The following is a 20,494-nucleotide window of genomic DNA, read 5'->3' as shown; positions in this document are numbered from 1 at the left end:
AGCATAAACCGTCTTTTATTTCAGCCACCGGTCAAACCAGTCGAAGGCATCGAGCTGCATCGCTTTGTCGAACTTGTGATCGCCGTCATAATACCGTCCCGCATACCGGTCCTTCGCCCCCGCTTTCGCAAAAACTTCCTGTAGAATCCGGTCGGCGGTTTTCATCTCCGGCAACGTATACAATTCATCCTGGTTGTTGTTCTGAACCATCGTCGGAAGCGGTACGCGTATTCCCAGAATCTCCGGAAAATCAAGGTATCTGGGCAACACGGGAACATACGTCATCCAGGTATGCGTATACGATTTGTTAAGTGTAAAATCATCCCAGGTCGTCATAAATCCAACGCAGACACAGCATTTGATGCGCGTATCGAGGCCCGCCAGATAAACGGTTCGAAGTCCGCCACCCGACAGTCCTCCGCAGCCCACCCGTTGCGGATCAACATCTTTTCGGGCGCACAAAATCGACAGGGCCACCTGATCTTCGGACAGAAAAACGCCCGGCCACGTGGTTCCGGCACAGAACAGCGACTTGGACATGACGTGTTCATGGTCGGAGGACCATTGATTATAGACTTCGATATTCTCTGCTTTCTCCGGGTCCGCATCCGTCTTGTCTTTCGTGCTCAATGGCCCGTTCGGTAGTCCTGCCGTATCTTCATACATAACCCGCCGGCTGCCAAACGCGAAGGCATCATTCACCAGAACCACATAGCCTCTCTTGGCGATTTCGTTGGCCCAGGCCCTGCCCTCGTAATCAACAAGCTGGTGTTCGGCGAGTAACGGATGCTGATCGTCCCCGGTTTTAACAATTTTCCGGTACCCGAAATATTTCTTACCCGCGTGGTCGTGAAGCGCCAAGATGGCGGGCAGGGGCCCTTTGGCGCCCTTTGGCTTTAAAACAACGGCCTTCGTGGGGCTTCCGTACGGGAGTTGCCAGGTGAGTTCTTCGATGATCAAGCCATCATACTCGTACGTTCGGTCAATCTGTACCTTGGGGGTAGCCGGTTGTGGAGGAGCCGCCAGAAATTCCCGGGTCTTGCTGATGGCTTCCTTTTTCCAGCTAGCCAGTTGTTCGGGTTTCCACCGGGCGTTTCGGAAGGAAAGCGAAGGCTGGGCCTGAAGAGAAGCCGCCCAGGGGCCGTACGATCCAATAATGCTTTTTGTTTGGGCTATCGTTTTACGTGGCATTGCCTGCTCGTGGCTTTCATCGCCTGCATCAACCGCAGTCAGGGGTGGCAAAAAAGGAACGGTACTGGTCAGTAAAGATGATTTGATAAATTTTCTGCGGGTCTGGCTAGCTTTCATTTCGGGTTAAAGGATCTCGTTTTACGTTGACCAAAGATATTCTTCCTGAACCAGTAGCCAAGAGATTGCCCCATGAATTTGAAAAATCGCCCCGTTTACATTTCCATAAACATAAAAACCACCCTGCTTAAAAAGAAAAAGGGAATCGCAGGATTCCCTCTGGTCAGATCGGTTCGCTCGGGCGCCCGTTATGCTCACCCCGGGTTGCCAATGGCAATGTCGTTGCCCGGCTCCGTATCGTTGGTGTTGGTTCCTTTGTCGGGTTCGAGCGTGTCGTTTTTGTCTTCCTGCGGGTTGTCCGTCGGATTCATCAGTTCCGGTTTGGTTTCCAGGCCGATGGCGTCCTGGTGCCCGCTTTCATCAATTCGTTCCGGTCGATTCGTATCCATAAGTTCGTAAGGTCTTTTCTCAGTAACCGTGCCCTCATCATAATGTTTGGCGGGCATTTGCGAACACTGCGACGTTCTGAGCGGTTATTTGGCTTATACGGATTACTAGTTGGGCCGAAACCTCCGTATGGGGTCAGGCGTTATAGAAAATATGAAGTTAGTATTGCGCGTATTACGTTGGGCTTTTATCATCATTGGTGTCCTGTTTGTTGGTTTACTAACCGCAGCTCACTGGGTCGAATCGCGGGATAGCGACGCCGAAATTGCTGAAAATTTTCGCGACGCCCCGGTTCAGCCCGTCGTTCGCCGGTATACGGTGGCTAGCCGTACCATCCGCTACATGGAAACGGACGGAGCCGGTCGGGATTCTCTGCCGGTGGTGTTGTTTGTGCACGGCGCACCGAGTTCGTCCTCGTTTTTTAGTAATTTTTTCAAGGATACGACCCTGCTCAACCGCGCCCACCTGGTGGCCGTTGATCGGCCGGGCTACGGCTATTCGGACTTTGGCCGGGTCGAAACGTCGATTGTCAAACAGGCGCAGTTGCTCCAGCCGCTCATTGACCGGTATCGGAAAGCTTCGTTTATCATGGTGGTGGGGTCCTCCTACGGCGGCTCGGTTTCGGCCCGGCTGGCCATGAACAATCCGGACCTGATCGATCATGTCGTTTTTGTTTCCTCCGCGCTGGGGCCGGGTCTGGAACGGACGTACCCAATTAGCTACTTTATTGACAAACCACCCCTGCGCTGGATCATGCCGCCCCTGCTGATGCTCGCCAACGACGAAAAACTGGCTCACCGGAAGGCCCTGACCGAGATTTTGCCCGACTGGCCCAAAATCAAAGCCGCCGTGACGTTTCTGCATGGGCAGCGCGACGAACTGGTCTATCCCACCAACGTATCCTTTGCGCGTTCGCAACTGGTCAATGCCGAGTCGAAAGAGTTTCTGCTGCCCGAAAACCGGCACGACATTGTGTTCAACAAACGGGAGTACATGACCCAAATTATCGTCAACATTCTGGATTCCTACGCGCAGTCGATTAAACCCCGAAAAAGTCAGCCGAAAGAATACCTGACGGCCACGCGTTGATCATGAAAAACTACCAGCTCCGCCGACTCTCCGACCAGCCCATTCTGACAGCCGCCGATGTCAAACCCTCGCATCCGCAGTTTCAGGTGATGGGTGCGTTTAACCCCGCAGCCTGCCGGTTTGGTGACGAGATTCTGCTGTTGCTGCGGGTGGCCGAAGCCGTGGAAGCCCAATCAGGCAAGATTCATGTACCGGTTGTGCAGGCTCAAAATGGCCTGTTTCAGTTGATCATCAAGACGTTTCCCGAACCGGAAGGCGACTACGATCCGCGCCTGATTCAGATTGATGATCAGGTTTACCTGACCTCCCTGAGCCACCTGCGACTGGCCCGCAGCACCGACGGTATTCATTTTACGGTGGACGAAAAACCGTTTGTTTTTCCGGAACGGGCCGATGAATCATTCGGCGTAGAAGATGCCCGAATTACGTTTCTGGACGGGAAATACTGGATTACCTATACGGCGGTTTCGGAAAACGGTCCCGGCGTTGGGCTGATTATCACACAGGATTTTGTGACCTTCGAACGGAAAGGCATGATTTTGCCGCCCCCCAACAAGGATGCCTGTCTGTTTCCGCAGAAAATCAACGGTTATTATTACATGCTTCACCGGCCGATGGTGTCGGATATAGGAAAACCGTCGGTCTGGCTGGCCCGTTCACCAGACGGTATTCACTGGGGAGACAACCGGTTTCTGTTCGGGGCCGCCGGTACGGACTGGGAACACCTCAAAATCGGGGCCGGTCCTGAACCGATCCTGACCGACGAAGGCTGGCTGGTCTGCTACCACGGCGCCAGCGTTGACCATACCTATTCGCTGGCGCTGGCCCTGCTCGACCGCGACGACCCCAGCCGTGTGCTCGACCGCTCCACCGCCCCGCTCCTGACACCGGAGCTGGACTGGGAACGCGTCGGTTTTTTCCCAAACGTCGTGTTTTGCAACGGCTGGGTTCAGATGCCGGATGGCCGGATTCTGGTTTATTACGGAGCCGCCGATTATTGCGTGGGCGTGGCCGAACTGGTCACGGTTTAGCTAGCGCGTGGGCATCACCGGACCGCCCGCCAGAGACGCGCCCTGCGCGGCCTCAGCCGCCTGTTTTCGGGTGACATACTGATTAATGCTGTACATCATTACGATGGTCACCAGCATGGTAGCCGCAACGATGTAACCCAGCCAGTCATACCGTTCCAGTCTCCCGCTGGCCGACTGCACCACAATCATACCGGCCACCAGCGACGCGATACCGCCGGAAATCTGCTGCACCGACGAGTTGATGCCCATATAAGCACCCCGGTCCTGCGGATCAGGCACCGCCGAAACCAGCGTCCCCGACGAGACCATCCGGGCCGAAATACCGGCAAACAGCAACACGTTAATCACCATGATTTGCCAAAGCGGGGTAATACCGAGATTGCAATACACTATAGTCACCAGCATCCCCCACAAGGATGCGTAGAGAAACAGCGGAAACTTGCCAATTTTATCGCTGAGTTTACCCGCCAGCGGCCCGATGATAATGGCCGAAATACCGGTGACCATGTAAATCAGCGGCAGTTCATCCTGGGAAATTCCCAAATTAAAAATGGCAAACGCACTCCCGAACGGCATCATCATAAAACCGCCCGTCGCCAGAAGGGTTGTGCTGGCAAAGCCGCGCAGGTAACTCGGCCGCGAAACCGTGTGGAGCAAATGCTGAAACGGATTCCGGTCCGATTTGAGTTTCAAATGAGCATTAACCGGTTTCATGTAAATCACAATGGCAATCCCGACCAGCACGCTGACGCCCACAATCAGCAGAAACGGCGCGTGCCAGCCCAGGTTATTGGCCAGATACAGCCCCAGCGGAATACCCAGCACCTGACTGGCCGCAAACGCCGTCTGAATAACGCCCATCACCCGGCCGCGTACCTGCCACGCAAACAAATCGGTCACGATGGCAAATCCGATTGAGCCAATGACCCCGCCGAAAAGGCCGGTGATGATCCGGGCCACCAGCAGAAAATGATAGTCGGGCGCAATACCGCACAGCAGCGTTCCGATCACAAAACCGCTGTAGAAAAACAGCAGCAGCTTTTTGCGGTCGTAGCGGTCGGCAAATCCGGCCGTCAGCAAACCCGCCGTTCCGGCACTGAAGGCGTAGGCCGACACAACCCAGCCAAACTGCGCGGTGGTAATGTTCAGTTCGGCCAGCAGTTGCGCGCCCAGGGGCGAAAGCACCATAAAATCCAGAATGACCGTAAACTGGATAAAAGCCAGCATCCCGATGATGGCCTTCTCGTAGGTTGTAAAAGCGGTTTTTGGTTCAGCGGTTTGCATATCCGGCGTATTGGTTATTGCTTTTCATCAGGGTTTCAAGGCTTTCAGGACCAGCTTCAGGGCTTCATCCAGCCGTTTTTCGTCCAGCGTAAACTTGCCCCATCCTGGCGACTGGTGAAACTTAATCAGTTGGTATAAAGGAGCGTAGGCAATGGACCAGTAAACTTCTATCGGTAGTTTCACCAGTTCTTTCCGCTCGATGGCGTTCGACACAAACACCCTCATCACCGCCGAAAACGGATTCTTTGCGTCGCCCTGAAATTTTTCATGGAAAGGCGAATGCCGCATTTGTTCCATAAAGTGCATCCGAAGCGGGTATTTCAGGCAGTAATTGACTCGGTTAATCCACTGGATACGTAACCCTTCTTCGAAGTGCATCTCCGGATTAAACCCTTTCAGGGTTTCGGCGCTCATGAGCTGCATTTCTTCGTAATAAATCTGCCGGATCAAATCTTCCCGGTCTTTGAAGTAAATGTAAATCGTAGCCGGAGACACGCCCGCTGCCTTCGCCAGCTTCTGCATACTCAGGCCGTCAAAGCCTTCGCGCACGATCATTTCAATCGCTTTCTCCCGGATTGCCAGTTCTTTTGATTCATCCCGTAATCGCATGATACCTCAAAAATAAACGAACGTTCTTTTATTTAAAATTAAAATACCGTTAATTCACACGGTTCAGGTATTAGAATCGATACCGTTGGGTTACCTCTTCCATCGTCAGCACGTTGTATTCCAGCCCCAGCCGTTTGGCGTTTTCTTCGACGGTCTGCATAAAACCGGCTTTTTTCCGTCGCTCGTTCACCGCCGACGGGTTTTCGATGGGCCAGATGAAACACTCCTGTTTGGTTGGATCGGCTTTCAGCGGATAACAGGTCGCCTGTGTGCCGTAACGCTGGGGTTTGTGTTGTTCGGTCAGCAATCGGTCGTGCATCATGGCCACCAGCGACATCGGCAGTTCACCGGCCTGCCCGGCTTTTTCGATAATCGGAAAATACACGGCAATTTCCGGTGAATGCTGAATAATGTGCCAGGCGGCTGCGTTTGTGGGTTTTCCGACTAAAGAGCTTCCCGGATAGCCGTGCGTTTTAATGATTTCCTTTACCCGAATCAGATTGAGGCTGTCAACATGGTTCTGAAGCTTCCAGAGCTTGCCAGACAGGTTTTCTTTGATCTCAAAAGCCGCCATCAGGCTGTCGGCCAGTTTCTGATTTTTGGGATACTCCATAAAGTAAGCCCGATACCGTTGATCCAGTACATACATGCTGTCCAGTTCCCGTTTCAGGGAACCATTGACCTGACCCAATCCAAGCAGGGGCCACGCACAAAGAATACTGAGTAGGCTATATTTCATAAAGTGGCTAATTTTTACGGTATTCTACGCATTATACCCTGCAAAAACTAATGCACATTTCGTAAATTAGGCAGTTGTTAACCCATTTTTGCCTCATGCATCAACGTGTTTTTAGTTACGTTATCTTCTTTCTTTCCTTTTCAACCTTTTTAACTACGCAGGCTCAGAAACGCCCCCTGACCCACGCCGACTACGACCGCTGGCAAAACGTCCGTGCCGAAAAACATTCCAACAACGGGCAATGGCTCAGTTATCAGATTGATCCGCAGGAAGGCGATGGCCGGCTGGAGTTGATCAGGGTAACCCCCGATGCAGAACCGCAGACGGCTCATCCCGTGGAAGCAAAAGCCGGTGGTCCCAACCTGCCGACTGACCTCCGGGCGGCTCGGTCAGCTTCAATTCCAAACGCACGGACTTTACGCCGGTACGTATTCCCGCGCGGTTATCTGGCGCAGTTCACCCCCGACAGCCGGTTTCTGGTCATGCGGCTGAAAGCCCCTTACCAACTGATGCGAACGGCCCGAAAGAAAAAGGTTAAAGCCGATCAACTGCCGAAAGACAGCCTGCTGGTGTTTAACCTCGAAACCGGCAACCGCATCGGTTTTGCCAACGTGAAATCCTACATCATACCGAAGGAAAGCGGGTCGTGGGCGGCTATTCTGCTGGAACATCCGGAAGAAAAAGGCGTCAAGAAAGACTCATCGGCCTCAGCGAACAAACCGGCCAGCCGGACGCGGGCGTCGGTTTCGGCCAAAAAACCGAAGGGCGACGATATGATTCTGCTGAACCTGGAAACCGGCCTGACGCAATCATTCCGCTATGTGACCTATGCAACGGTTTCCGACAACGGTCACACGTTTTTCTACAACAAGGACGCCGTCAACGACACACTCAAAAAAGGCGGAGTTTTTGTTTTTGATACCCGCAATCAGCGTGAAACGCTGATCGATACCAGTTCGAAGCATAAACTGTACAAAGGTCTGGCCGTTGACAAAACCGGTTCGCAATTGGCCTGGATGGCCACCGCCGACAGCGCCGATGCAGACGTTCGGGCGTATGCGCTATACTACAAACGCCTGATTCCGGCCCCGGTTCCGAAATCCCGCAAACGCAACGCTCCGGCGGTATTTGCAGGCTTAAGTAGCCAAACCGTTGTGCTGGCCGATACCCTCACCAACGCCTATCCAAAGGGTTGGAACGTCAATGAATACCGTACCCCAGGTTTCTCTCAAGACGGCAAACGGCTTTACTTCGCCACCTCCATCCTGCCGCCCAAGCCCATTAAGGACTCGACGCAACTGGACGAAGAACGGGTCAAGGTAGACATCTGGAGCTGGAACGACCCGATTATTCAGCCCATGCAACTCCGGCAGTTGAAGCAGGAAAAAGAGCGGGGCTTTCTGGCCGTTTGCGATCTGGCAACGGGCGGCATTACCCAACTGGGTAACCGGGACATTCCGAATGTTCAGGTTGACACAAAATATGACCACCCGTATTGGCTGGGTCTGAGCAATTTGCCGTACCAGATCAACAGCATGTGGGACCCCGGCCAGGTCGATCTGTACCTGATTAACGCCAAAACGGGTCAGAAAAACCGGATTGCCAACGACGTTCGGGTGTCATACGCTCAACTGTCGCCGGGCGGAAAATACGCCTGGTGGTACGACGAACGGGATTCACTCTGGCGGGCGTGGTCGATTGCCGAAAACAAACGGATTGATCTGACGCGCGGCATTCCGGCCCGCTTCTTTGACGAAGAACACGACACGCCCGACCTGCCCGGTAGTTACGGAGCCGCTGGCTGGAGCAAAGACGACCGTTATGTGCTGATCTACGACCGTTTCGATCTCTGGCGTATTGACCCGACGGGACAGGAAAAAGCCGTTAACCTGACGGCGGGCTACGGACGTAAAAACGGCATCCGGCTCCGTCGGGTCGATTTTGACCGGGAGGAAAAATACGTCAATCTAACCGGCGACCTCTGGCTAACGGGCTTCTGGGAAAAAGATAAATCGACCGGTATTCTCCGGAAATCCATCGCCAACCCGGCGGCCGAACCCGTGGTGCTGACGCAGGGCGCTTACCGCTACGCGAGTTTGTCCAAAGCCCGGAATGCGCCGACCCTGACGTTCCACAAGGGCAATTTCCGCGAACCGATTAACCTCTATCTGACCGACACGACATTTGCAGAACCGCACCAACTGACGCGCATCAATCCGCAGCAGGACAGCATTCGCTGGGGCAGCGTCGAGCTGGTCAACTGGATTGGCAACAACGGTGTGCGGCTGGAGGGGCTGCTCTACAAACCCGAGGATTTTGATCCGAAGAAGAAATACCCGATGCTGGTCTATTATTACGAACGCAACGCCGAAACGCTGAACGACTACAAGGCCCCCGCGCCCAGCCGGTCAACGATCAATATGGCGTACTGCGTCTCGAACGGTTATCTGGTGTTCGTGCCCGACATTGTGTATACGACCGGAATGCCGGGGCAAAACGCCTACGACTGCATCGTTCCGGGCGTGTTGAACCTGATCGAAAAAGGGTTTGTCGACCGCGAACGCATCGGATTACAGGGGCAAAGCTGGGGTGGTTACCAAACGGCTTTTCTCGTCACCAAAACCAACCTGTTCAAAGCGGCTATGGCGGGTGCCCCTGTGGCCAACATGACCAGTGCCTACGGCGGTATCCGGTGGGGTACGGGCATGAGCCGGATGTTCCAGTACGAAAAAACGCAAAGCCGCATCGGCGGAACGCTCTGGGACAAACCGATGAATTACATCGAAAGCTCCCCGCTCTTCTACGCCAACCGCATTCAGACACCCTTGCTGCTAATGGCCAACGACCAGGACGGAGCCGTGCCCTGGTACCAGAGCATCGAGTTTTACTCCGCCCTGCGCCGACTACGTAAACCGGCCTGGTTGCTGGTATACAACGGTGAAGATCACAACCTCACGCAGCGCCACAACGCCAAGGACCTCAGCGTTCGGATGTATCAGTTCTTTGATTATTACCTGAAAGAGGCACCCGAACCCGCCTGGATGAAACAGGGCCGGTCGGCGGTGGAAAAAGAACTGGGAATTATGAAGTATTGAAAATGAGTGACTGATGCGGGATTTTGCCGCCTGGACACGATTCAAAAGAAAGTTTTTGTTAACCGGAGATCCATTTATGAAAATTGCTGCATTCGTCTATATTTGTGTAACCTCTAAGCTTTAACCTTCTACTAACAGCATGAAAAAACCGAGTTTAATTGCGCTTGCCACCGTCATAACAACGGGGGTTTTTGCCCAGCAGGAACCCATCCAGTTTACCGCCAAAGGAATTGTCACCCTGTCCGACGCCGATATGTCTGCATCTGCTTTGGCTGACGGTAACTTGTACAGGAGTAAAACCAGCCGGGATGTGCTGACGGTTATTAAATTCCCGCTCGACCGCAGTGGTCAGAATATGGCTACCGCTCCGATTTCCAACTCATCGGCCCTCTACGATAAAGCCGCCGTCGTAACCCCGAACGGACGCTTTGCTTTCGTGCTGGAAGGGCACGGACCGCTGGGCGATAGCGTATCGACCCTGAAAGATGGCGTGAAAGGTTTGCCCGCAGCAGCCCGGATGTTTATTGTCGATCTGGCTCCGGCCAAACCCACAGCCAAAGTTGTAAGCGTCGGAAACCTGCCAATGGCCATTACCATCAATCCGCAGGGTAATACGCTGGCCGTTGCATCCGGTGATGCAGGGAAGGAAATGCGGCTGGTCGAAATTGATAATACCGGTACGCCCAAACGGGTGGTGACGGCTCCTTCCCCCGTACCGAACGCACGGATTACCGATATGGTCTGGAGCCCGAACGGTAATTTCATTGCGTACATCATGGAAGATACCCAGGAAGTAGGACTGATGAAATACTCACTTGATGCCTCTAAAAAGCCAAACCTCGTTCCGCACGGCAAACCGATTAAAGTAGGCGGTTTACCGGCAACCGGCCGATTCTCACCCGACAGTAAATTCTTTATCGTATCTGATATCAAGAAGGGCGCCAACGCACAGGGCGCGGGCAAGGGCGAACTGTTTGTCGTTCAATTCAGCACCGAAGATACGCCTGCCGAGCATAAGGTGGTTTCGCAGTTGGCCGCCGGAGAAAGCGGAGAAGCCATGACGGTTAGTCCGGATGGTTCGATGGTGATTGTCGCCAACGCGGGTCAATCGTACCAGCCCTTCGGCAACGCAGGTGCCGGAAAAAGCTCGCTGTCAGTCTATGCACTCGACAAAGAAGGCAAATTAACCCTGGCGAACGAATACCCGTTTGACGGTATTATGCCACAGAGCATCGAGTTCGACAAAAGTGGTAACGCCATTGCGGTGGCCGTCTCCGAATACCTTGACTACGGTGACCGTACCGGAGCCATCGAATTCTGGAAAGTAACCAAAGGTGATAAACCGTCGCTGGAAAAAATGGCCGGCAAAATCAGCGTCCCCCGCGGCTGTCATACGGTACGCGTTTATTGAGTGATGAGTTAGGAGTGATGAGTTAAAAGTTGGAGAACGCATACAATTCTTAACTCATCACTCCTAACTCTTAATTCTCTACGTTCTTTCCCAGCGGAATTGCTTCTTGGCTTTCTTTTTGCCGTCTCCTTTTTCGCGTTTCGAGCCTTTTCGATCGCTGGCCATCGAAGCCGAGGCTCCTTCTCCTTTGCGGTTTGACAGCCACCAGCCGGGGCCGTGCATGGTCCCGAAAAATGTTCCCCGATACGTTCGTCCCCCATGCTGATGTTCCTTTTTCACATGGCAGCTTTTGATGGGACAATTTGATGCCATACAACCCATCATCAGCCAGCTAATGAGGGCTCCTACCCACAAACCATGAATTCTTCTCATGGAGCTAATTTAAAAGCAAAAGGGATGAAAACGAAAAAGTTCTCGACTTCCCCGTTTCCATCCCTTCTATCTGTAGGGCTTTTTCCTTATCTACCAAACGCTAATTCATACCCGGCATTGACCAGATACTCAGCCACTCGGGGCCGAACTACCCAGTAAACTCCGTTGTCGCCACGTACAATCCAATTGTCACTGCCTTTTACGTAGCGGTTATTCGCACAGTCAATTGCCTGCATCAGGGTTTTAAATTCCGACTGCCGTGCTTCTCTAAGCATTTCAGCAAGGCGGGGGAAGGCCAGGCTCCGGCGTAAGCCAAGTGGAATAATGGAATCTCGAGAGTACATACACGTAGAATAAACAGTACAAATTACGGTTAATCTAGTGCAGAAATCAAGCCAAACCTCGACTTCCCGTGAACCGTTAAGTAAAAATAAGGCAATATTATATAAAATAGTTAAATGACCAACTACCGAATACTAACATTTTTTAAGTAAATGTACCTAATAATCCGATGGTAAAGTCGAATATAACTATTCTAATAATCCGCTTTACCTATTGTAGAAAAAATTCTACAAGTTCAGGACCACTTTCCCCCAAAATTTTCAGGAAAACAATTCTTCTTTTATAGTAAAAATTTCGTACAAATGTCCACAACCAACTGAAAGTTAACTTTCTATCAACCGTAAATTTTCTGACTATAAACACCAAAAATTACTGGTATGGCTTTTGGACTTATACGCTACAAACCAATATCATAAATGCTATGGTAAGACACAGCCAATCTTTTGGACTTATCAGGATGCGAACATGGGCCTTTGTTCTGGCTGGTAGTATGCTACTGACTGACACAATGACGGGATGTAAAGCAATCAGAGAGAAAACCAATAAAACCCAGCGGGGAGCTATCATTGGAGCCGGTGCGGGTGCCGTAGCGGGCGGACTGATCGGCCGCAAGTCCGGAAATACCGCCATTGGTGCTATTCTGGGGGCCACCGTCGGTGGTGCAGGGGGCGCTCTAATCGGTCGGCGGATGGACAAACAGGCGGAAGAACTGCGCCGGGGTCTTGAAAACGCCCGGGTCGAACGGGTAGGCGAAGGAATTAAGATCACCTTTGCTTCCGACTTTCTGTTTGATGTCGATCAGGCGGATCTGAAAAGCGGCAACAACGAAAACATTGCTAAACTGGCCGAAACGCTGAAAAAATACAACGATACGGAAGTGCTGATTGAAGGTCATGCCGATAACACCGGATCGGACGAACATAACCAGAAACTGTCGGAACGCCGGGCTAAAACCGTGGCTAAGTTAATCCAGTCGCAGGGCATCAAAGGCAACCGATTAATTGAGAAAGGTTACGGCGAAAGTCAACCCATTGCCGACAACAGCACGGTATCGGGCCGTCAGCAAAACCGTCGGGTGGAAGTGGCGATTTATGCCAATGATAAATTGCGCAAAGCCGCCGAGCGGGGTACCATTGGAAATATCAACACGTAATTACGGAACGGCAAAACACTCTCCCCTCTTCCGGGTTATTGATTGTGAAGTTTTCACATTGGACACTAAAAAACGTTATGGAAGTAGGAAAGACCAACGGCGAAATTCTCGATCGCCTGAATACGCTGTTAACGCGCACCCGCGACGGAGAAAGAGGCTATCAGGAAGCCGCTGAAAACGTAAAAGATACGGAACTGAAGAGCCTTTTTCTGGCCCAATCGCGGCAACGGGGCGAATTCGCCATGGAAATCGACCGCGAAGTCCGGACACTCGGTGGCGATCCCGAAACAACAACGAGCCTGGTGGCCGATCTGCACCGCGCCTGGATTAACATCAAATCGACGATTACCGGCCACAGCGACAAAGCGATTGTGGAGGAGTGTAAACGGGGTGATGGGCAGGCACTGGATGATTACCAGGAAATTCTGAAAAATACCAGCCTGATGGCCAGCACCCGCGAGTTGCTGCTCCGCCAGAAAGAGCGGATTGAATCGGCTCATGCCTCCATGGCGCGGCTGGCCGATGTCGTCTGAGACAGTGTAGTATATCCCTCTGCGTTACACGCAGAACTAGCCTCTGGTCCGTTGGATTAGAGGCTTTTTTACTTTTTTGTGATTTCAAAAACAATCCAAATGTTTACCGAGTTGAATAAAAGGCTGGCTAACTACTGGTTTAAAACCGTTTAAGCATCCACATCAACCCATTTATTGCTACGGATTGGGTCGTTAGGCCAGTAATTACTTATTTTATATGGAACTCACAAATACTGTAGAAAACTCGGAAGATATCCGCTCCCGGCCAGGAAAACCGTATCCGCTGGGCGCAACCTGGGACGGCGAAGGTGTTAATTTTGCCCTTTTTAGCGAACACGCTACCGGCGTCACTCTTTGTCTGTTCGACGCTGAAGACCCAACCAGAGAAACCCAGCAGATTCCGCTGATCGAACGTACCGAACACATCTGGCATATTTATCTGGAAGCGATTCAACCCGGCCAGCTATACGGTTATCGGGTTGATGGGCCGTTCGAACCCGCGCGGGGATTTTTGTTTAACCCCAAAAAACTCCTGCTGGACCCTTACGCCAAAGGCATCAGCGGTCCCATTGATAGCCACATTGCCCAGTTAGGATTTAATCCGGACAATCAGGATGAGGACCGGTATTCGAAACCACAGGAAGACGACAGTGCGCCGTACGTACCGAAATCCATCGTTATCGATCCGAACTTTGACTGGGAGGACGATCAACGACCGGATATTCCGCTGAACCGTACGATCATGTACGAACTGCACGTAAAGGGCTTTACGAAACTGCACCCCGATCTGCCCGAAAAAATCCGCGGAACCTACGCGGGCCTGGGCAGCCCCGAGGCCGTCAACTACCTGAAATCGCTTGGCGTTACTACGGTTGAACTGATGCCGGTTCACCAATTTACCAGCGAAAGTTACTGGGGCTATAACTCCATCGGCTATTTTGCTCCGCACAGTGAATATGCTTCAAAGGGGGAAATGGGCCATGCCGTCAATGAGTTTAAAGCCATGGTGAAAGCCCTGCACAAAGCCGGTATTGAGGTCGTTCTGGATGTGGTTTACAACCATACCGCCGAAGGCAACCACAATGGACCGACGCTTTCGTTCCGGGGTATTGACAACCCGGCTTACTACTGGCTGGTTGAGGGTAACGAACTGTATTATATGGACTATACCGGTACTGGTAATACGTTCAATATGAGTCACCCCCGGACGCTGCAACTGGTGATGGACAGCTTACGGTATTGGGTAACGGAGATGCACGTTGATGGTTTCCGGTTTGACCTGGCGACGGCCCTGGCCCATAGCCTCAATGCGGCTGGTCAGTTGTCGGCGTTTCTGGACACCATCCAGCAGGACCCGGTTCTGTCGCAGGTGAAACTGATTGCCGAACCGTGGGATATTCAGTCGTATCACGTGGGCAATTTTCCGGTCAACTGGTCGGAATGGAACGGCAAATACCGCGACTGCGTACGGGGCTTCTGGAAAGGAGATGAAGGGCTGGCACCTGAAATTGCCACGCGGATTATGGGCAGCCCCGATTTGTATGACGATGGTCGCCAGCCGTCCAACAGCATTAACCTCATTACGGCCCACGACGGTTTTACGCTCAACGACCTGGTAAGCTACAACGATAAGCACAACGAAGCCAACGGCGAGAACAATCAGGATGGCGCGAATGACAACCGGAGCTGGAACATGGGCGTGGAAGGTCCCACCGACGACGAAGAAATTGTCCGGGCCCGGGAACAGCAGAAACGGAATTTTCTGGCCACGCTCCTGCTCAGTCAGGGAACGCCGATGCTCGTGATGGGCGATGAATGCAGCCGCACGCAGCAGGGAAACAACAATGCCTACGCGCAGGACAACGAGATTGCCTGGTTTAACTGGCAATGGACCGCCGATCAGCAGGCGCTGTTTGATTTTACGCGGCAACTCACCGAGTTACGCCAGGAGTATCCGCTGTTGCGCCGACGGAAATTTTACAGCCCCGAAGAAGCCGTCTGGTTGCGAAACGACGGCAAACCCATGAAGGAAAAGAACTGGCACGACGGTATTACCCGCTGCCTGGGCGTTCTGATCGACGGTACCAAAGTGGATGAGCAGGACGAAAACGGCGACCCCATTGGCGAAGGCCGGTTTCTGCTTATATTCAACGCTTTCTGGGAAACGGTTCCCTTTAAGTTACCCAAGGTAGGTCGTAAACATACCTGGACGGTATTGATCAATACGGATCTGGACGCTAAAGTCCCCTACGATGTTTCGGCCCGGGACCCGTTCGAACTCAAAGGCCGGTCGCTGGTGCTGCTCAAAATGTAGACAAAATAAAAAAGGGGCTGGATGCCCCTTTTTTTATTCCTTTCTAAACCGCCACTCTTTCTCTTCAATCGGCGCTTTCTGAATACATTCGTATAATTCCTGATCATCCTTAAAACTCAGTTGATGCAATTGGTAGGCTTCGATCTGCACCATAAAGTCCGGCGGATCGAAAGGCCACGGATCAACGCCGACGGTCTGGTCGGCCCGCTGGAAAACGTAATAGGAAATACCGTCCGGACCGGGGCTAATCTCCAGTCGGCGGCTCTTCTGGGGTAAATCGCCCTGGCAAAGAATAAGTGATAAGGCATCGCACCATTGAATGAAGGCGTAGGCATAATCTACCTCCTTAACCGAAAGTTTCATTTGCCTGATCCAGTTTTTCTGATTCTGTCGCTGCTCTTCCAGAAACCGGGCCAGTTCCGCGTTCTGCTCTTCCAGCTCCGTGTATAGAAACGTACTGTGCATCGAAACCATCAGGGCATTCCAGCGGCTTTTTTCCAACGCAATTTCAACCATGCGTCTGGCCTGCCCGACAGAATATTGATCAATACGAAAATCCTTCGGCGCTCCGGCTTCGGTCAGGTGATTTTTGGCTTCCCAGGCATCCTGCCCGTCGTCGTGTTCGGTTAAAGCCACCAGCGTCTCAGTCCAGCGATTCGTTCGCTTTACAGCCTGCCATTGCATAGCAATTTTAACGGCCAGCAAGCCATGAGCCTGTTGATGAATCAGCTCCCATCCGAAATCTGTACTTTTTACAATCATGCTCGTATCCGCTTAGTACCTACGCAAAAATGCCGACCTGATCAGGTCGGCATTTTTACAGACCGGAAGATATTCGTTACCGGTTTTCCACTATTTTATTTTCGCCTTCCTTGTACGTATCTCCCGTCAGGGCGGCCCGGGCCATTTCAAAAAGCCGTACCATCCGGCTGGAAGTCGAATCCCAGTATTCGGCGGTATCGATATGCACTTTCAGAATCGCCAGTTGCGGGTCATCCTTGCCGTCGGGGAACCACGGTTTGGCCATCGGTGACCATAATTCCTCAATTTTTGCCCGGTCGTGGAGTTCCTGGGCGGTACCGCTCACCGACACATACGAAGCGTCGGACACGTCAGCAAACGCTACATTGACTTTATAATTGTCGTTAATTTGATCGGTTTTCGGAGAGTTTTCTTTGGTTAAAAACCATAGGTCGCCGTTTTCGTCAAGCTGCATGACCGCCATCGGTCGACTGACGAGGTTCCCATTTCCGTCCTGCGTGGTGAGCATCCCAATCCGAATTCCTTCGATCAGTTTGCTTACTCTCGCCATCTCCGTATTCTGTTGTTCTTTGGTTTCCATGGCTACTAAAGATTAAACTAAAAATGAACAGCCGACGGAATTAGTATACACTAAAACAATCGGCTGTTTACAACTAATATTTATATACGGTGCCGATTACCGGTCCAGGGTCTTCATCCGGTTAAACCATCTCAGGGCTAACGCAGTGGCTATAGTTAGCTAGGGGATGTTTACCACATTGGGGATTCACAGTCAGGTCTACGCGTTGGATATCATTTTACTCCCGGACTATTTTTGCTTCCGCTTCTTCCGCGCTGCCTACAAGGGCGTAGTTTCTGACAGAATTTCCCGATGGCCGATGGCCCGGCCGGTTAAAAACCAGCACCGTTTTTTTTGATTGATTCCAGCGTCCAGTGACGGCTTAGTTGTAAAGCATTTCCTGACGACCGAGTGCCACAAACAGGGAACGGGATGTTTCCGTTTCTTCGTCGTGGTGAATGCCCATTTCCAGGATTGCCATACACGCCCGGATGCACTGCCGACAGGTAGAGGCAATCTGGCAGGCCCGTTCGGCGCTCATCTGCTCGCATTCTTCGGCGCATTTTTCACACACTTCAATGCAGGTGCGTGCCAGAAGCCGGGTATTTTCGGAACCCCGAACGTAGAGAACGGCCACCTGACGGCATAAATCGGCGCAATCCAGACTCAGGAAAATGCAACGGTATAATTCTTCAATATCCTGTTGCCGGGAACATTCCGTCGCGTATTCATCACAGGTTGAAGCGCAAGTTACCAGCGTGTCGTAAATGTTTTTTTTCCAGATCATGGTGGTTCAAATTATATGGGTTGGGATTGGATTGATTAACTTAACTGGGTACCGGCAGATTCCATAAATCGTCGGCGGGACCAACTGCGGGCTTCCTGGATACTGGTCGAAATCACCTCTCGCTGATCCGACACATACTGACCTTGAAGCGAATTGGCAATTTCAATCGCCTTGGCCCGAACACTAGGCGGAAGCGATCGCATCGCAGCCGGAAAATGAGTTTGAGTCCAGAACATTTGCTTTTTTGCGTGTTGATGTCAATCCTATTGAGATAATTATGCCATTTTGAATTCTACATCTCATCCACACGGCATACGTTTGTACAATACTGACGATCAGCGCTTTATTACAATACATTTTTCTGCCCTGCTTTTTAAAACAAACCATTTAGCGGGTAATCCTGTAGAAATTGGCAGTCTGAGTGTGTACCAAAATCCACAGCCAGATACACAAAAAATGGCCACTGAATCTTCAGTGGCCATCGTCTGGCTTCATTATTAAGACCGGTATTATTTAGGGAAAATCAACCGGAAGGTCGTTCCCACCCCTTCTTGGCTGTCAACTTCTATTGAACCCCGGTGGCTATTGATAATGTTTTGAGTGGTTGTCAGGCCAAGTCCCATACCGCCCTGTTTGCCGGTAAAGAACGGATCGAAAAGACGTTGCCGATTCTGCTCGGAAATACCGGCTCCATTATCTTCCACACATACCATAATGGCCCGATCGCCCAGTGATACGGTTTTAACGGTTAAAATGCCGGACATCTCCTTCATGGCCTCCACGGCATTGATCAGAATGTTCAGCAAAGCCGTTTTAAACTGTTCTTTATCGAGCCGCACCTCACTGTTGTCGGTCGTGAAATCGGTAATCAGCTTCATTCCCTTGAGCTGAAGCCGGTCATGAACCAGGTGCAGCGTTTCTTTTACGGCTTCATTGAGGCTGTACGGTGTTAATTCCAGATCACGGGGTTTCGACGAGTTGAGCATTTCGGTGATCAACTGGCCGATCCGTTCCGCATTCCGACGGATAATATTTATATAAAGTGTTAGGCCCGGGTCTTCCGGTGGTAGTTCTTCGCGTAGTTGCTCCAGCGCCAGGTGCAGGTTGGTCAGCGGATTGCGAACTTCGTGCGCAATACTGCGGGCAATCTGGCCGGTCATGCTTAATTTCTCAGCAATCAGCAGATCCCGCTGTGCTTTCTTTTGCTGTGTCACATCCCGCACAATGGTTTGAAACCAGTTGGTCACCCCGGCTTTATCCGGAATGGCCACCACCGAGAGCAAACAGTCTATTTTCTTCTTATCTTTACTAACCAGCACCACTTCCGTGTCCTTCACGCGTACCGGACCGTCGATTTGCTGCCGCAGAAGGTCATACACCTCCGGCTTATCAAACAAATCTCGAACGCTCATCGTACGCAATTCTTCACTGGTATACCCCGTCAGATTGACCATAGACGGGTTAATTTCCTGGAATTCGAAATTACGGTCGGTAATAAAAATGGCGTCGATTGACCGCTCAAACAGCGAACGGTACCGGTTTTCTTTTTCGGCCAGTTCTCCGACGGTATGCGCCTGCCGCATGGCGTAGCGAATGCTCCGTCCGAGCAATTGGGCGTCAATTCGTCCTTTCACCAGGTAATCGGCGGCCCCCAGTTTCAGAGCCGAATAATCGACCTCCAGATCATCCTGCCCGGTCAGCAGAATCATGGGCGTTTGAAAACCGGTGTTAAAGGCTTCCTGAATCAGCTCGATCCCCGTCCGTTCGCCCAGACGGTAATCGACGAGATACACATCGTACGTATTCTGGTAAATATGTTCCAATGCCGAATTGAAGTCACTGACCCAATCAAGCATAATATTGGCGTTGTCGCGGGTAGAGAGCAGCGATTTTGTCAGGACAAAATCATCTTCATCATCTTCAACCAGCAAAACCCGGATGTTTTTTTCCGATAATTCATCGGGTTGAGTCATCAGGTAAGGAAACGGTGTCAATCCAGTATTTTTTTATGGTGTTTGTAATATCAAGCAATGTGCTGTAATCAAATGGCTTCGAAATATAAGAACTTACGCCCAGATCATAGGTACGCAGGATATCTTCTTCGGCGGTCGACGTTGTTAATACAACGATGGGAATTTGCCGCAATTGTTCATTCGCCTTGATTTCGCGCAATGCCTGAATACCATTTTTGCGGGGCATGTTCAGGTCCAGAATAATCAGGCTGGGCCGGATAACCGATGTATACGGTTCCCGCTGAAGGAGAAAATCAATCAGTTCCTCCCCATCTTCGACAAAATTTAAAGTTGCGGTCAGATTATTCTCGCGAAAAGCCTGTTCGATCAACATACGATCATCAGCATCATCGTCCGCGATCAATATACTGATGGTTAGTTGCTTGCTCATCATTCTTATCTATAAATTGTTGAGTGCTCTTTTAAGTACAAGTACAGTTCCATTTATCTTATGAATTACCTTTCCTTTTAGTTTTCTTCGAAAAAAGAGACAAATACTCGATAAGACCGTCGTTAAATTCCCATAATCTTACTCATTATCTTCTACATTTTGAGAATTATCTTCCACATTATCGAAAGTTTTTTTTTGGACACTTTGTTTTACAACCAACAAAAACCCAATATAAATTTCTGTTAAACAGCCATTTACATACCACCTATCATAATAAATTCAGGATTGGCACAAATTTGTTAAGGAGCGTAAGGGT

18 protein-coding genes are annotated in these 20,494 nt (G+C 51.3%); 7 read left to right on the top strand and 11 right to left on the bottom strand.

What is annotated here, in order from left to right:
* Nucleotides 1-15: 15 nt before the first annotated feature.
* Entirely contained in the window at nucleotides 16-1,308 is a 1,293-nt protein-coding gene (locus tag LX87_RS18700; protein ID WP_211325329.1) for an alpha/beta hydrolase family protein, read from the bottom strand.
* A 194-nt stretch (nucleotides 1,309-1,502) separates the two neighbouring features.
* Nucleotides 1,503-1,697: a hypothetical protein gene (locus LX87_RS18695; RefSeq protein ID WP_146624504.1), complete on the bottom strand. Its 195-nt coding sequence runs from the start codon at nucleotides 1,695-1,697 to the stop codon at nucleotides 1,503-1,505.
* A 151-nt stretch (nucleotides 1,698-1,848) separates the two neighbouring features.
* Between LX87_RS18695 and LX87_RS18690 the strand changes: the two genes are divergently transcribed.
* On the top strand, nucleotides 1,849-2,784 hold the full coding sequence (locus LX87_RS18690) for an alpha/beta fold hydrolase (protein ID WP_111629773.1): 936 nt from the start codon (nucleotides 1,849-1,851) through the stop codon (nucleotides 2,782-2,784).
* A 2-nt stretch (nucleotides 2,785-2,786) separates the two neighbouring features.
* A complete protein-coding gene (locus tag LX87_RS18685) occupies nucleotides 2,787-3,815 on the top strand; it encodes a glycoside hydrolase family 130 protein (protein ID WP_111629899.1) in 1,029 nt (342 codons plus the stop codon).
* On the opposite strand, the gene LX87_RS18680 is transcribed toward LX87_RS18685, so the two are convergent.
* The 3 genes from LX87_RS18680 to LX87_RS18670 all read right to left on the bottom strand — a co-directional run bounded on the left by LX87_RS18680 (nucleotide 3,816) and on the right by LX87_RS18670 (nucleotide 6,447).
* Nucleotides 3,816-5,099, bottom strand: a complete 1,284-nt coding sequence (locus LX87_RS18680; RefSeq protein ID WP_111629772.1) for an MFS transporter — start codon at nucleotides 5,097-5,099, stop codon at nucleotides 3,816-3,818.
* 27 nt (nucleotides 5,100-5,126) lie between these two features.
* On the bottom strand, nucleotides 5,127-5,708 hold the full coding sequence (locus tag LX87_RS18675) for a TetR/AcrR family transcriptional regulator (protein WP_111629771.1): 582 nt from the start codon (nucleotides 5,706-5,708) through the stop codon (nucleotides 5,127-5,129).
* 70 nt (nucleotides 5,709-5,778) lie between these two features.
* Nucleotides 5,779-6,447 carry a DUF6624 domain-containing protein gene (locus tag LX87_RS18670; protein WP_111629770.1) on the bottom strand — a complete coding sequence of 223 codons (669 nt, stop codon included), beginning with the start codon at nucleotides 6,445-6,447 and terminating at the stop codon, nucleotides 5,779-5,781.
* A gap of 95 nt (nucleotides 6,448-6,542) precedes the next feature.
* Here LX87_RS18670 and LX87_RS18665 point away from each other — a divergent pair, with 95 nt between their 5' ends.
* Together LX87_RS18665 and LX87_RS18660 are read left to right on the top strand one after the other, a co-directional pair.
* Nucleotides 6,543-9,542, top strand: coding sequence for a S9 family peptidase (locus LX87_RS18665; protein ID WP_111629769.1), 3,000 nt, complete (start codon nucleotides 6,543-6,545; stop codon nucleotides 9,540-9,542).
* Between the two features lie 139 nt (nucleotides 9,543-9,681).
* A complete protein-coding gene (locus LX87_RS18660; RefSeq protein ID WP_111629768.1) occupies nucleotides 9,682-10,953 on the top strand; it encodes a beta-propeller fold lactonase family protein in 1,272 nt (423 codons plus the stop codon).
* Between the two features lie 78 nt (nucleotides 10,954-11,031).
* On the opposite strand, the gene LX87_RS18655 is transcribed toward LX87_RS18660, so the two are convergent.
* Nucleotides 11,032-11,325 carry a hypothetical protein gene (locus LX87_RS18655; protein ID WP_146624503.1) on the bottom strand — a complete coding sequence of 98 codons (294 nt, stop codon included), beginning with the start codon at nucleotides 11,323-11,325 and terminating at the stop codon, nucleotides 11,032-11,034.
* A gap of 763 nt (nucleotides 11,326-12,088) precedes the next feature.
* Here LX87_RS18655 and LX87_RS18645 point away from each other — a divergent pair.
* The 3 genes from LX87_RS18645 to glgX all read left to right on the top strand — a co-directional run bounded on the left by LX87_RS18645 (nucleotide 12,089) and on the right by glgX (nucleotide 15,667).
* Complete coding sequence (locus LX87_RS18645; protein WP_510186291.1) at nucleotides 12,089-12,820, top strand: YiaD family glycine zipper/OmpA-like lipoprotein; 732 nt, start codon at nucleotides 12,089-12,091, stop codon at nucleotides 12,818-12,820.
* 77 nt (nucleotides 12,821-12,897) lie between these two features.
* The gene (locus LX87_RS18640; protein ID WP_111629764.1) at nucleotides 12,898-13,353 is read left to right on the top strand and encodes a ferritin-like domain-containing protein; all 456 of its coding nucleotides are present in this window, start codon (nucleotides 12,898-12,900) and stop codon (nucleotides 13,351-13,353) included.
* A 217-nt stretch (nucleotides 13,354-13,570) separates the two neighbouring features.
* The gene (gene glgX, locus LX87_RS18635; protein WP_111629763.1) at nucleotides 13,571-15,667 is read left to right on the top strand and encodes a glycogen debranching protein GlgX; all 2,097 of its coding nucleotides are present in this window, start codon (nucleotides 13,571-13,573) and stop codon (nucleotides 15,665-15,667) included.
* A gap of 33 nt (nucleotides 15,668-15,700) precedes the next feature.
* Here glgX and LX87_RS18630 read toward each other — a convergent pair whose 3' ends face one another.
* From LX87_RS18630 to LX87_RS18605, 5 genes are all read right to left on the bottom strand, one after another.
* Complete coding sequence (locus tag LX87_RS18630) at nucleotides 15,701-16,429, bottom strand: DUF3891 family protein (RefSeq protein WP_111629762.1); 729 nt, start codon at nucleotides 16,427-16,429, stop codon at nucleotides 15,701-15,703.
* Nucleotides 16,430-16,505: 76 nt separating this feature from the next.
* Nucleotides 16,506-17,009 (bottom strand): pyridoxamine 5'-phosphate oxidase family protein, encoded by a 504-nt coding sequence (locus LX87_RS18625; RefSeq protein WP_111629761.1) that lies wholly within the window; start codon nucleotides 17,007-17,009, stop codon nucleotides 16,506-16,508.
* A 361-nt stretch (nucleotides 17,010-17,370) separates the two neighbouring features.
* Nucleotides 17,371-17,775 carry a four-helix bundle copper-binding protein gene (locus LX87_RS18620; protein ID WP_111629760.1) on the bottom strand — a complete coding sequence of 135 codons (405 nt, stop codon included), beginning with the start codon at nucleotides 17,773-17,775 and terminating at the stop codon, nucleotides 17,371-17,373.
* Between the two features lie 509 nt (nucleotides 17,776-18,284).
* Nucleotides 18,285-19,748, bottom strand: coding sequence for a hybrid sensor histidine kinase/response regulator (locus LX87_RS18610; RefSeq protein WP_111629758.1), 1,464 nt, complete (start codon nucleotides 19,746-19,748; stop codon nucleotides 18,285-18,287).
* The gene (locus LX87_RS18605; RefSeq protein ID WP_211325328.1) at nucleotides 19,732-20,181 is read right to left on the bottom strand and encodes a response regulator; all 450 of its coding nucleotides are present in this window, start codon (nucleotides 20,179-20,181) and stop codon (nucleotides 19,732-19,734) included. The genes LX87_RS18610 and LX87_RS18605 overlap by 17 nt, the downstream gene beginning before the upstream one ends.
* Nucleotides 20,182-20,494: the final 313 nt, after the last annotated feature.

It is taken from the genome of Larkinella arboricola (genome assembly GCF_003259745.1).
GTDB classification, from domain to species: domain Bacteria; phylum Bacteroidota; class Bacteroidia; order Cytophagales; family Spirosomataceae; genus Larkinella; species Larkinella arboricola.
This window is presented reverse-complemented; position numbering and strand designations above follow the sequence as displayed.

Coding starts and splice junctions, on each gene's coding strand:
- LX87_RS18700 (WP_211325329.1), bottom strand. CDS start 1,308: ATGAAAGCTAGCCAGACCCGCAGAAAATTTATCAAATCATCTTTACTG.
- LX87_RS18695 (WP_146624504.1), bottom strand. CDS start 1,697: ATGGATACGAATCGACCGGAACGAATTGATGAAAGCGGGCACCAGGAC.
- LX87_RS18690 (WP_111629773.1), top strand. CDS start 1,849: ATGAAGTTAGTATTGCGCGTATTACGTTGGGCTTTTATCATCATTGGT.
- LX87_RS18685 (WP_111629899.1), top strand. CDS start 2,787: ATGAAAAACTACCAGCTCCGCCGACTCTCCGACCAGCCCATTCTGACA.
- LX87_RS18680 (WP_111629772.1), bottom strand. CDS start 5,099: ATGCAAACCGCTGAACCAAAAACCGCTTTTACAACCTACGAGAAGGCC.
- LX87_RS18675 (WP_111629771.1), bottom strand. CDS start 5,708: ATGCGATTACGGGATGAATCAAAAGAACTGGCAATCCGGGAGAAAGCG.
- LX87_RS18670 (WP_111629770.1), bottom strand. CDS start 6,447: ATGAAATATAGCCTACTCAGTATTCTTTGTGCGTGGCCCCTGCTTGGA.
- LX87_RS18665 (WP_111629769.1), top strand. CDS start 6,543: ATGCATCAACGTGTTTTTAGTTACGTTATCTTCTTTCTTTCCTTTTCA.
- LX87_RS18660 (WP_111629768.1), top strand. CDS start 9,682: ATGAAAAAACCGAGTTTAATTGCGCTTGCCACCGTCATAACAACGGGG.
- LX87_RS18655 (WP_146624503.1), bottom strand. CDS start 11,325: ATGAGAAGAATTCATGGTTTGTGGGTAGGAGCCCTCATTAGCTGGCTG.
- LX87_RS18645 (WP_510186291.1), top strand. CDS start 12,089: ATGGTAAGACACAGCCAATCTTTTGGACTTATCAGGATGCGAACATGG.
- LX87_RS18640 (WP_111629764.1), top strand. CDS start 12,898: ATGGAAGTAGGAAAGACCAACGGCGAAATTCTCGATCGCCTGAATACG.
- glgX (WP_111629763.1), top strand. CDS start 13,571: ATGGAACTCACAAATACTGTAGAAAACTCGGAAGATATCCGCTCCCGG.
- LX87_RS18630 (WP_111629762.1), bottom strand. CDS start 16,429: ATGATTGTAAAAAGTACAGATTTCGGATGGGAGCTGATTCATCAACAG.
- LX87_RS18625 (WP_111629761.1), bottom strand. CDS start 17,009: ATGGAAACCAAAGAACAACAGAATACGGAGATGGCGAGAGTAAGCAAA.
- LX87_RS18620 (WP_111629760.1), bottom strand. CDS start 17,775: ATGATCTGGAAAAAAAACATTTACGACACGCTGGTAACTTGCGCTTCA.
- LX87_RS18610 (WP_111629758.1), bottom strand. CDS start 19,748: ATGACTCAACCCGATGAATTATCGGAAAAAAACATCCGGGTTTTGCTG.
- LX87_RS18605 (WP_211325328.1), bottom strand. CDS start 20,181: ATGATGAGCAAGCAACTAACCATCAGTATATTGATCGCGGACGATGAT.